The 12,443-nt window shown below is 35.0% G+C and carries 10 protein-coding genes; 3 read left to right on the plus strand and 7 right to left on the minus strand.

From position 1 onward, the window contains the following. Positions 1-31: 31 nt before the first annotated feature. The gene (menC, locus tag P2Q73_RS05435; RefSeq protein ID WP_275784734.1) at positions 32-1,141 is read left to right on the plus strand and encodes an o-succinylbenzoate synthase; all 1,110 of its coding nucleotides are present in this window, start codon (positions 32-34) and stop codon (positions 1,139-1,141) included. A gap of 49 nt (positions 1,142-1,190) precedes the next feature. Here menC and P2Q73_RS05440 read toward each other — a convergent pair whose 3' ends face one another. Further along, entirely contained in the window at positions 1,191-1,961 is a 771-nt protein-coding gene (locus P2Q73_RS05440) for a hypothetical protein (RefSeq protein WP_275784736.1), read from the minus strand. 162 nt (positions 1,962-2,123) lie between these two features. Next, complete coding sequence (locus P2Q73_RS05445; RefSeq protein WP_275784738.1) at positions 2,124-4,436, minus strand: 5'-nucleotidase C-terminal domain-containing protein; 2,313 nt, start codon at positions 4,434-4,436, stop codon at positions 2,124-2,126. A 282-nt stretch (positions 4,437-4,718) separates the two neighbouring features. On the opposite strand from P2Q73_RS05445, the gene P2Q73_RS05450 reads away from it, so the two are divergent. Then, entirely contained in the window at positions 4,719-5,699 is a 981-nt protein-coding gene (locus P2Q73_RS05450) for a proline dehydrogenase family protein (protein WP_082460719.1), read from the plus strand. A gap of 420 nt (positions 5,700-6,119) precedes the next feature. Here P2Q73_RS05450 and P2Q73_RS05455 read toward each other — a convergent pair whose 3' ends face one another. From P2Q73_RS05455 to P2Q73_RS05465, 3 genes are read right to left on the minus strand one after another with little or no spacing between them, the layout of a single operon-like run. Next, positions 6,120-7,235, minus strand: a complete 1,116-nt coding sequence (locus P2Q73_RS05455) for a PepSY domain-containing protein (protein WP_275784739.1) — start codon at positions 7,233-7,235, stop codon at positions 6,120-6,122. A gap of 38 nt (positions 7,236-7,273) precedes the next feature. After that, positions 7,274-8,635: a sensor histidine kinase gene (locus P2Q73_RS05460; RefSeq protein WP_275784741.1), complete on the minus strand. Its 1,362-nt coding sequence runs from the start codon at positions 8,633-8,635 to the stop codon at positions 7,274-7,276. Continuing rightward, positions 8,625-9,332 (minus strand): response regulator transcription factor, encoded by a 708-nt coding sequence (locus tag P2Q73_RS05465; protein WP_275784743.1) that lies wholly within the window; start codon positions 9,330-9,332, stop codon positions 8,625-8,627. The genes P2Q73_RS05460 and P2Q73_RS05465 overlap by 11 nt, the downstream gene beginning before the upstream one ends. Positions 9,333-9,653: 321 nt before the next feature. On the opposite strand from P2Q73_RS05465, the gene P2Q73_RS05470 reads away from it, so the two are divergent. After that, on the plus strand, positions 9,654-10,259 hold the full coding sequence (locus tag P2Q73_RS05470) for a transposase (protein ID WP_275784745.1): 606 nt from the start codon (positions 9,654-9,656) through the stop codon (positions 10,257-10,259). 14 nt (positions 10,260-10,273) lie between these two features. Here the strand turns inward: P2Q73_RS05470 and P2Q73_RS05475 are convergent, their stop codons facing one another. Together P2Q73_RS05475 and P2Q73_RS05480 are read right to left on the minus strand one after the other, a co-directional pair. Beyond that, a complete protein-coding gene (locus P2Q73_RS05475) occupies positions 10,274-11,068 on the minus strand; it encodes a gamma-glutamyl-gamma-aminobutyrate hydrolase family protein (RefSeq protein WP_275784747.1) in 795 nt (264 codons plus the stop codon). A 42-nt stretch (positions 11,069-11,110) separates the two neighbouring features. Further along, positions 11,111-12,187 carry a branched-chain amino acid aminotransferase gene (locus P2Q73_RS05480; RefSeq protein ID WP_053590370.1) on the minus strand — a complete coding sequence of 359 codons (1,077 nt, stop codon included), beginning with the start codon at positions 12,185-12,187 and terminating at the stop codon, positions 11,111-11,113. Between the last annotated feature and the right edge of the window lie 256 nt (positions 12,188-12,443).

Genomic DNA, 12,443 nt, shown 5'->3' on the forward strand with positions numbered 1-12,443 from the left:
TACCATGCACTGATTTCAAAGGAGTAATAATATGATCATTAAAGAAATTAATTTACGCAAAATGAACATGACGATGAAGTCACCCTTTAGTACTAGTTTTGGTTCGATGCAAGTAAAAGAATTTCTTTTATTAGAAGTAACAGACGAACTTGGAAACACAGGTTGGGGTGAATCGACTGCTTTTTCGGCTCCTTGGTATAACGAAGAAACCGTTGAAACGAACCTTCACATCATTAAGGACTTTTTGATTCCACTTGTATTAAACAGAAACTTTGTGCATCCAGATGAAGTAAGCGAATTATTTGCTCCTCTTCGCAAAAATAATATGGCGAAAGCAGCAGTTGAAGGAGCAATTTGGGATTTGTATGCTAAAAGAAATAAATTAACACTCGCAGAGGCACTTGGTGGCACTGCAGAAAAAATTGAAGTTGGAATTAGTATAGGGATTCAGAAAAGTACTGATGAATTAGTCGAGCTGGTGGGGACCTATATAAAAGAAGGATATAAACGTATAAAGGTAAAGATTAAACCAGGAAATGATATAGAAATTATTCGCGCATTACGAGGTGCTTATCCAGATGTTCCACTTATGGCAGATGCGAATTCTTCTTACACTTTAAAGGATATAGCGTTATTACAACAGTTAGATGAATTCAATTTAATGATGATTGAGCAACCACTTGCCTCAGACGATATTATTGATCATGCAAAACTACAAATAGAATTGAAAACGCCTATTTGTCTAGATGAAAGTATTCATTCCATGGAAGATGCTCGTAAAGCAATCGAGCTTGGAAGCACCAAAATTATTAATATTAAGATTGGACGCGTCGGTGGTTTAACCGAATCGAGAAAAATCCATGATTATTGCATGGATAAAGGGGTTCCTGTATGGTGTGGTGGAATGCTCGAAGCTGGCATAGGGCGCGCACATAATATAGCACTTACAACACTTCCAAACTTTCTTCTACCAGGTGACACATCAGGCTCTTCTCGTTATTGGGAGGAAGACATTATTAAGCCTGAAGTAGTAGCAGAGGATGGCTATATTAATGTGCCAAAAGCTTATGGCATTGGTTATGAGCCAAATCTAGATGTAATGAATCGTTATACAGTAGAGCAATTTCATTTTAAAGGTTAATTGGGCAGACAAAAAAGTTCAGATTCAATAGAATCCGAACTTTTTGTTGTTAATTAATTTCTAACCTATTCGTGTTTGTTGCTAATAAATTATTTAATTTGTTTTCAGTAGCATTTACTTGTGCTACTAAATCTTGTAGAAGAGGACTATTTTCTACCCCTTCCAAATTGTTCACTAATACTTTAATTTTCTTCATTTTAAAGCTTAAATTTTTTGTATCTCCTTTATCCAATGAGTCATTCACATTTTCTAAAGCTATATAGATGGTAATCGGCAGAACTAGTTCAGAACGCTTTTCTTGCGCAGGAAGTTTATAAGTTGAAATTAATGCATCACGATTTTGTTTTCCATCAACTTTATAAAATATGGACGTTCCTCTTCTTAACTCTTTAGAAAGTAAATGAAAATATTTTTCAAGTGCTTCCCAATCTTTTGCTGCTTTTGCAGATTCTATTGCTGAAATTAAAGGTAATATGGTGTTTTTACCATATACATTTGCTTGTTCATAGGAAACTAAAGGGAATGACTTTTTTATTTCTTCCTTTCTGTTTACTTTTGATTTGTCTATTTGGTCGGCTTTTATTTTGTTTTCATTATAATCTTTATCTCTACTTTTATCGTCAAAGTGTCGTTTGTCTCTTTCTTGATTTTTAAATTTTTCCATCATTTGATGTGACTGTTTCCAATCTCCTGAATGATTTCTTTCCCAGTCTCTATCTCTCCCATCGTCTCCTTGAGCATTTCCGACTAATGGACCTCCGATCAAAGATACCGATAACAGCGTAGTTGCTGCAGTAACTATTAATGCCTTTTTCTTCATACAAGAATTCCTCCTCTTTCTTTTGGAAAGTAAGTACTGTCTTCTGTATTAAGATTTAATTTTGGTTCCTTATTCTAAATACCCTCCATTTAATAGACTAAACATTTTAAATATACAAAAAATCCTCTCCCTATTGCTAGAGAGAGGAATTTTTTTATGGGTTTATTTTTTTACGTCTACAATACGGCCTTCTACTTCATTCTTAACTGTTTTCATTGATTGAAGTTGTTCTTGAAGATTTTCCCAATCAGATAGACCTAAATCTGTTACGCGGCCTTCTTCATAAGCTTTTTTGAATACATCATAGCCATCTCCGCCTTTTGCAGTGAATGCATTTGTAGCTATGACATATTTTTCATTATCTTTAAGTTCTACAAGAGTACCGTCAGCAGCTTTATATTTAATAGAAACAACACGTTCTCCAGCAGGTTTAGAGGAGTCAAATTCCACTTTTGCTCCAGAAACATGTAAGAAGCCACCATTTTCTTTTGGATAAGATTTGAAACTAATTTCAAAAGCCGCTTTTAATTCGGCACCGGTTACTTCCATTGTTGCTAGAGTATTACCGTAAGGAAGAACTGTAATTACTTCCCCAACTGTAATTGGACCAGCATCAATTGAAGCACGAATTCCTCCACCGTTTTGTAGTGCCATAATTACTTTATCATTATACTTCTTCGCTTTTGAAAGCATTCCGTCTGTAATAATATTTCCAAGTGCTGTCTCGTTTTTACGAACGCTCGGATCCGCGTCTTCTTTTACACGAGGATTTGTTAGTTCACTTTCTGCTACTGCACCAATTTCTTTTACTTTAATTTCTTCAATTTTTTCAGAGTAAGTCTTTAATAATGCAGCAGCTGTTGGATCTTCTGTTTGATCTTTAATTGGAATTAATTCTCCAGCATGACTAACTACTTTACCCTCTTTATCGAAGTTTACATCTAAAGTACCCAAGAAATCACTATACTGATAAGCTTGGACGATTACTGTAGGATCTTTTTCAGCACCATTTTTATCTTTGTTTACTACTACTGGCTTGTCTAATTGTGTATGGCTATGCCCACCAACGATTACGTCAATCCCATTTACAGCAGCTGCTAGAAGTAAATCGTTATCAAATTCCGAACTATCATCGTAACCAATATGTGTAACAGCAACTACTTTATTAACACCTTGTTTTTCAAATTCATCTACCATTGTTTGAGCTGCTTTGATGTAATCAGTAAATGTCACATCTTTCGGACTAGAAATATTAGCAGTTTCAGCAGTAGTTAAGCCGAATAAACCAACTTTTTGTCCATCAACTTCTTTAATAATACCGCTGTAAATTTGACCATCTTTCGGGTCAGAGGTTACGTTTACATTAAACAAACCTTTTAAATTTAAATCTTTGGAGAAGTCTGCATTTGCACTAACGAATGGGAAGTTAGATTTTTGAATAAATTCGCTAAGTGCTTTATGACCTTCTGGAGTCGATCCTAAATCAAACTCATGGTTACCAAAAGTCATTACATCATAATCCATTAGTTTCATTAGTTCTAAATCTGCTTGACCTTTGAACTCATTGAAATAAAGGGTGCCAGTGAATACATCACCAGCATCGATCAATAGTGAAGATGGTTTTTCAGCTCGTACTTCTTTAATTACAGTTAAACGTTTTGGTGCTTGTTGTGTGTTTGCATGTGTATCATTTACATGCATAAGAGATAATGTAAATCCAGGGTTAACTTCTGCATTTACTTTTTCAACGAACGCAAGTAGTTCTTTTACTGCTGGAAGCTTTTGTTCACTTGGTAATCTCTCTAGTAATGGTTGAATGGATTCAAGAACTTTTGCAGCTGCTTCCTCTTTACCTGCTGCAAAAAGCGCCTGTGCTTGAGTAGCTTTCATATAAACTGTTACCGGAACCATTAATTCTGAACGTTTTAGATCAGCAGGTTCTTTATATCGATCTAATAGTAGATCGCGAGCAGCTTTCCCGGAAAAACGATATAGGATTGCAGTTCTCGTTTTTAATTGAGCTGATAGTTTATGATATTCTTTTTCAAGTTTTGCCCAGTCTTTAGCAGACTCTGCCTTTTTAATTTCGTTCATTATTGGTGTTAAATATTTATCTGCATAGTTATATGCATCAATATAAGGAACAAGTCCTTTCGTTACTCTTTCTTGGTACAGTTCATCTAAACTTTTCAGTAGTGAAGATTTATTTTTAGCATTGGATTTGATGATTTCATTTCTTGCCTTTTGATAATTTGCTTTTGCAGTGTTTAATGCTTTATATGCATCAGCACTTGCCACTAGTTTACCTGACTGTGCAGGTACCACGTATGAATATGAGGCATTTTTAATGTCTTTTCTTGCATTGTCCACTATATTCTGTAGAGAATTAGCTGCAAATGTAACACTTGAAGATGCAAATAATGACGTTGCTATAACTGCCGCAACTGCTGACTTTTTGACCTTACTGTTTTTCATAACTTACCTCCTAGTTAATGATGAAACAATTAATCTATCAGTAGATTTATATGTACCCACTAGTTCTAAATTAACTTAATTACCAATATATCGCAAGTAAAAATTCTGATAATTTTGAGTGAAGGATTTGTAAAGAAATGAAAGGATTGTTCGGAAATTAAACAAATATCTCCATTTTTCCCTAGGAATTTTTTACATATGACATTTTCTACTCCCTTTTAATGATTACTCTTATGATTCTGTGGTATAATAAAGCATCAAAACAGAGATGGGAGTATCATTATGTTAAGAGATTTTTTTATCGCATTATCTGAAAATCAACTATTAAATGGAGCAGCAAAAAAATATGGTCTAAAAATGGGTGCACAGCATGTAGTTGCTGGTACAAATGTGGAAGAAACAATTGAGAGCATTAAAAAACTAAATGCAGTCGGAATCTCTTGTACTGTTGATAATTTAGGCGAATTTGTATTTAAAAAAGAAGAAGCTTTAGAAGCAAAAAACCAAATTATTGCTGTTATTGAAGCAATCGAGGAGAACAAAGTAGACGCTCATATTTCATTGAAGCCTTCTCAGCTTGGCTTAGATATTGACTATGATTTCGCTTTAGAAAACTTAAAAGAAATCGTGGCAATTGCGCATAAATATGGAACATTCATCAATATTGATATGGAATCATATAAACACTTGCAACCATCTTTTGACATCTTGGACGAGCTTTCAAAAGAATACGATAATGTAGGTACAGTAATTCAAGCGTATTTCTATCGAGCAGCAGAAGACATTCAAAAGTATAAAAATTTCCGCCTTCGTATTGTAAAAGGTGCATATAAAGAGCCAGAAGAATATGCATACCAAGCAAAAGAAGACATTGACAAAAACTATATTGAATTAATTGAATGGCATTTATTGAACGGTAAATTTACTTCTATCGCAACACACGATCATAATGTAATTAACCATGTAAAACAATTTATTAAAGATAACAATATTCCGAATGACAAATTTGAATTCCAAATGCTTTACGGATTCCGTACAGATATGCAATTAGAACTTGCTAAAGAAGGCTATAACTTCTGCACATACGTTCCATTCGGTCAAGATTGGTACGGTTACTTCATGCGTCGTTTAGCTGAACGTCCACAAAACTTGAACCTTGTTGTAAAACAAGTATTCAACAAAAACACAAACACGTTGCTCGGAATCGCAGCTGGTGCATTCGCACTTGGAAGAATGACAAAACGCAATAAAAACAGACGCTAATAACCAAAAACACTGCACCGCCATAAAATATGGCAGTGCAGTGTTTTTATTTTATTGGAAAAATGTTATTTACATGGTTACAGGAGTGTTACTGGTGCCAGGCACCAGTAATACTCCTGTAATAAAAAAACACCTCATTCTACGGGGAATGGTAGAATGAGGTGTTTTAGTATATCCCTTGTTATCGCTCAAGGTTTATTTTATTTAAATCGCCGTAAATTTTATGCCTTCTACTTCGTTTTCTTCGCTCTGTGAAAACTGTTTTATCGCTGTTTATTTCCCCAATTATACTGAAGTTTTTTGAACTTGCTCCTTCTAAACAAGTTCATCAACTTTACTTACTATTCACTTGTTAACTTAATAGTAAACCAATTAAATGAGAATACGCAGAGAGTATTATTAGAAATTGATGAGAATTTCTTATTCCCATGTGACCGTAAGAATTTTCCCTGATATTGCATGTACTTGGATAGTAGCCTTTGTCTGTTTTGCTTTCGTCGTATCTTTTGAATCACTCTCAGGTAAAGTTGCTTTCATTACAATTAAATAATATCCGCCTTCATTTGTTTTTACGAATGAACTACTTTCTACTGTACCCTTCACTTGTTGTTGAGCAGTTTTTATCGCTTGATCCTCAGAAATCAAAACAGTAGTAGGTTTTTCCGGCTTTGATTCAGCTTCTGGTTTTTTCGCTTCCGTTTGAACTGACTGTGACGGTGGTGCCACTACTTGGGTATCCCCCACTTTTGTCTCTTCAGTCTTAGAAGATTCTGGTTTAGTAGTCGTTTCTTCCTTTGCCACTTCTGTTTTACTTGTTTCTGGTTTAGTAACTTCTGTTTTGATAGATTCCGTTTTTGCAACTTCCTCTTTCGGCTTTTCTTCTTTTGTTTCTTCTGTCTTAGAGGCTTCTGGTTTTAAAACATCTTTTAAAGCATCTTTTATTACTTCTTTTATTGGTTTTTCTTCCTTTACAACAATAGAAGGCTTGTCCTCTATTTTTATTTGAGAAGACAAAACACCCTTCGGAGTAATAGTTTCAGCTAATATTGATTTTTCTTTTGTATCTAATATTGTACTAGAACTTTTAGGTTTCTCATTAATGATAATTTTCGTAGGTGGCTTTACTATATCCACCTGCGTCACAGAATTAGTAGTATCATCTATTTTTAATAATGGTTCTTCTAAAATTTCAAGAGTTTTTTCTGATGTAACATCTATCGACTCTTCCTTTTTGTCATTTGCGTTCTCTACGACAAACTCATCTGTTTCCTCAAGAGAATAAACATCTCCAGTAACTGCGTTCATCTCCACCACATACACAGAACCGCTTTTTGTAATTAAAGCCTTGTAAACATCTTGTTTCATCGTTACACCCGCAACTTCTGCATCAAACATTCGCTCAAGATGGGAGCGGGCTTCATTTTCAGATATCGACTGTTTATTATTTTCGTTGATTACTAGAAAAACTACGATTCCACCAGCGACTATAATTGCACTAAAAACAGGTACGAATCCTTTTCTTTTGAAAAATTTCACTCACACTTCCCCCCTCAAACCATCATACTTCACGAACATTAGAATTCGATGAGAATTTGGCTTTTCGGAATAAAAATATGAATTGTTGTTCCAAATCCTACTACGCTCTCAATTGTTAGCTCCGCAGAAATTCTTGTAGCAATATCTTTTGCAATTGCCATGCCCAGACCAGTTCCACCTGTTTTTCTATTTCTATCTTCATCTACACGGTAAAAACGGTCATATATACGTTCTAAATCTTTTTTAGGAATTCCATTTCCATAATCCATAATAGAAATAATGGTTCCTTCTTCATTTTCGGTAATAATCGTTTTAATTTCTTTTTCACTATATTTTCGAGCATTATCTAAAATAATGAAAAGCAGCTGTCTTAATTGTTCTAAATCGGTGTTTGCATAGATAGGACCTTCCCCTTTTAACAAAAACTTCCGATTATATGCAGTGCGCATAGAATGCAATGTAGTTTCAACCAATTCAAACACATCAACCGTTTCAAAGTTGCGCACGGATTGCTCATTGCTCTTTGCAAGTAAAAGCATTTGAGAAATCATTTCTTTCATTCTACTCGTCTCATTAATAATTGCTTGAACGGATTCGTTGGCAATTTCTGTGTTATTAAAGCCATGTCGAGAGAGCAATTTCGCATAGCTCTCAATAACTGTCAATGGCGTTTTCAATTCATGAGACGCATCTGAAACAAATTGTTCCTGTTTGTTATAATTTTGTTCCAACTGCTCCATCATTTCGTTGAATGTAATGCCCATTTGCGTCATTTCATCCTTACCATTTGGTGGAACAATTATTTTTTCGTATTTTCCAGAAAGTCGACTTTGAGACATAGTATTTATTAACTTTTCGATTGGATTTGTTATAATTTTCCCAAGAGTAATACTGGAAATGGTCATTAGAAGCATACCTGTTAACGTAACGCCAAGTAATATTAGTCTTAAAAATTCTAAGTTATTATCAACGTCATCTAACAGTTTTAATGTCTGCACTTCATTTACTTTTCCATCAACCCAAATTACTGGTTTGCTTATAGTTAGAACAGGTGTCCCTTTAAAAGTTCCTATCGAGTATCGTTCCCCCGCTTCAAACTCCGGCACATAGTTATTTACATCATCCAATGTTTGTACAAATAATTGCATTTCACCTTCATTATTTTTCACACTTATAGCACCTTTTACAGGAATAAAAGCACGCAAAATGGTGGCAGCATCATCTTCTTTTTCCATCTTACTTAGTGCAGTAATCAATTCGTCTGCATCCGAATTTAGTTGCTTATATTCAGTATCATATGCCATTTTTTCAAATATAAAATAGATTCCTATATTCATTAAAGTTAAAATTATTAATGTTAAAAACGTGGAAAATAGGTGAATTTTTGTTTTAAGCTTCATGCTTAGACTCCTTCAAAACATATCCAACCCCACGAATAGTTTGAATTAGAGAGGACTTCTGATTCTCTTCGATTTTTTTTCGAACATATCTTATGTATACGTCAACCACATTTGTATCTCCATAGTAATCAAACCCCCATACCGCATCTAATAGCTGTTCCCTCGTTAACACTTGGTTAGGGTGTTTCATCATATAGAGCAATAGATCATATTCTCGAGGTGTTAAATTAATAGATTGCCCATTTCGAGTAATCTCTCTCGTATGTTCATTTAATATCAGTGACTCAAATATATGTATGTTTTCGTCCTTCAAAGGGAGAACAGGTGCAGTTTTAGAAAAGCGAATAGCAGAGCGAACGCGAGCTAGCAGTTCCTCTATCTCGAAAGGCTTCGTCACATAATCATTCGCACCAAGATCAAGACCCGTCACCTTATCCTCTAAATCACTTTTAGCAGTGAGGAGAATCACAGGTGTATCCGATTCTGTCGCTCGAATTCTTCTAAGAACATCGAGTCCCTTCAATCCTGGCAGCATCAAATCAAGCAGAATCAGATTCCACGCTTTCTCTCGATATTTTATTAACCCATCAGTACCGGTGTAAGCTAATTCTACCGCGTAGCCTTCGAATTCTAGCTCTAGTTGCAAAACACGTGCAATATTCTCTTCGTCTTCAATAATCAATATTTGCTCCTTCATTGCTTTCCCTCCCCCACTTTTCTTCCATTTTATCACACAACACACTTCTCCGGTCATCCTACAATAAGGATGCACAATGAGGAGAATGTGTGTTACAGGAGTGTTACTGGTGCCAGGCACTAGTAACACCTCTGTAACAAGAGTACTTTTTTCAACAAGGTTTTAAAATTTTATTTTGGATGTCTATTCATTAGCAAAAATTCATTCTTGGATAATTAACTCTATCAAAATTAAATAGTTGCTGAAAGATGCAAATTATGACAATTGTTCTAATTTTAGTTTTGTTATATGGTGTAGGAAACTTAAGGAGGGTGTTATCCAATGGGCAGAATGAGAAGAATTTGGCAACCAGAGATTTATTATCATGTGACGATGAGAGGGAACAACCGTCAAAATATATTTTTGAATGATGGGGATTTTGCTCTTTTTTTCCGTGCACTTGATTACACTTATGCTAAATATCCTTTTACAATTATTGCGTATTGCTTAATGAACAATCACTATCATTTATTGATTCGGTCTCCAGTCGAGCCGTTGTCCAATGTCATGGCTATATTAAATAAAAGGTACTCGGAATTTTATAAAAGAAAATACAATTATTTCGGGCAGCTCTATGAAACACGTTACTATGCAAGCATGGTATCGGACCCGATTAGCCTATTGAATGTAAGTAGCTATATTCACCAAAATCCACTAAATACAACAAGAGAACTAGTAGGAAAAATGGAAGACTACAATTATAGTTCATATAAATACTATTATCATCAAATAAAATCGGCACACCCTTTTTTAAATACAGACTTACTTCCTTCATTAATACCATCTTATCCTGAAATACAACCTTCAGATTACTGTACTTATTGTGAGAATTTCAGAATTCATTTAGAAGAAAAAAAATCCCCTCTTCATCAACTAATGCTGACTTAAGAGAGGATGTTTAGTTACGCAATAATTTCAGTTTCTTCTACTACAGACAGTAGAGGATTGTTAACATTACATGCTTGCACGAAAGCTGTGAAAATCGGACGAATCGAGGCTACTTGGCCCTCCATCATTTCAGGATGCCATTGTACAGCAACTACAAAGCGAGAATCTTCCCATTCCATCCCCTCGACAATTCCATCAGGAGCAGTCATCGTTGTTTTAAATCCTTTACCTAATTCTTTCACTGCCTGATGGTGAAAGCTATTTACACCAATTTCTTCAACTTGGTAAATATCGAAAAGCATAGATTCTTTTTCAATTTTCACCGGATGAAAGGCATGATGTCTCACCGCTTTAGGTACAGAGTGATTAATTCCTTCTGGTTTTTGAGATGACAAATCCTGATATAGAGTTCCTCCTGTTGCAACTGTTAATAATTGCATCCCTCGGCAGATTCCTAGTACAGGCAATGTCGTTTCAAATAAAACCTTTTGAGCAAGCCTCACTTCATGAATATCACGTTTCGGCTCAATCATTCCTAATCCGAAGCGTGGATATTCCCCATATAAGTTTGGATCTATATCTGACCCACCTGAGAATAATACACCATCCAATTTTTCTAAAAGTGGAGTTAACGTTTCAATATCCTCTGTTATAGGCAATATAACGGGTATTCCACCAGCGCGTTCAATTGCAACGATATAGTCATCCGCAAGTAATTGCCATTCTTGATGTTTAGCACCAATACCTGCTTCCAATCCTGCTGTATCATTTGATAAATAGTTAGCACAAATACCTATTAGTGGTTTCATTTTTATTCCTCCGCCCATACACTTACAAAAAGCTTGTTTATTTTATGCGTTTAATTCTACTACCCAACCAAATGGATCTTCCATACTTCCTTTTTGAATAGCAGTTAATGAATCATAAAGTTTTTTAGATAGTTCCCCAGTTTCGCCGTTATTTACATAAAACAGCTCGCCTTTCCAACGAAGTTCACCAATTGGAGAAATCACCGCCGCAGTTCCTGTTCCAAACGCTTCATCTAACTTACCATTAAGGTATGCTTCTCGAATTTCTTCCATTGAAACTCGACGTTCAGTTACTGGAACACCCCAATGTTTTAACAACTGGATAATCGATTTTCGCGTGATACCATCTAAAATACTACCGTTTAAAGCAGGTGTTACGACTTCTCCATTAATTTTGAAGAACACATTCATGCTTCCTACTTCTTCTATATATTTTCGTTCAATTCCATCTAACCAAAGAACTTGAGAATATCCCTCGCGATCTGCGACTTCTTGTGCTTTTAAACTAGATGCATAGTTTCCTGCAGTTTTCGCAGTTCCAGTTCCTCCTGCAACAGCTCGAACATATTCACTTTCTACTAAAATCTTAACAGGGTGAATCCCCTCTTTATAATAAGAACCTACAGGTGACATGATAATGATGAAGCTATATGTTAGTGCAGCTGATACACCTAAATGAGGCTCTGTTGCAATCATAAAAGGTCGAATGTATAAGGAAGTCCCTGGCTCATTTGGAATCCATTCTTTATCTATCTCAATTAATTGCTTTAACGCTTCAATTGCATCTTCTTCATTAATTTTAGGCATGCTTAGTCTTTCACATGAGTGATTCATTCGTTTCATATTCTCTTCCGGACGGAATAAACGAATTATGCCATCTTTTGATAAATAAGCTTTCATGCCTTCAAAAACAGTTTGACCATAATGCAAAATAGTTGCAGATGGATCTAAAGTTAATGGCTGATAAGGGATAATTCGATGATCATGCCAGCCTACTCCTTCCGTATAATCTGCGATAAACATATGATCAGTAAAGGTTCTACCGAAAAGAAGCTGATCAGCTGGCAACTTTTCTTTCGTGTTCTCATTTAGTGTAATTTGAATTTTTAGATTACTCATGACGTACTTTTCCCCTATCAATTATAAAATTAGTAAATTGCAACTTCTTTCGGTGTGCAATATATTATATGCAATTATACTACTTTTACGAAAATTAGAAATACCTTTTCTTCATTATTTTCAAAAAAATCTTTTAATCTATTGACTATTTGTATCCCTAGTCTTTTGATACTGATAGAAATCTCATATATTTGTAACAATTTCCTAGATATTGCCGATATATTTGGTATGTACACTTACTACCAAATAGATAGGA

It is taken from the genome of Bacillus sp. Cr_A10 (genome assembly GCF_029222665.1).
Lineage (GTDB): Bacteria > Bacillota > Bacilli > Bacillales_A > Planococcaceae > Psychrobacillus.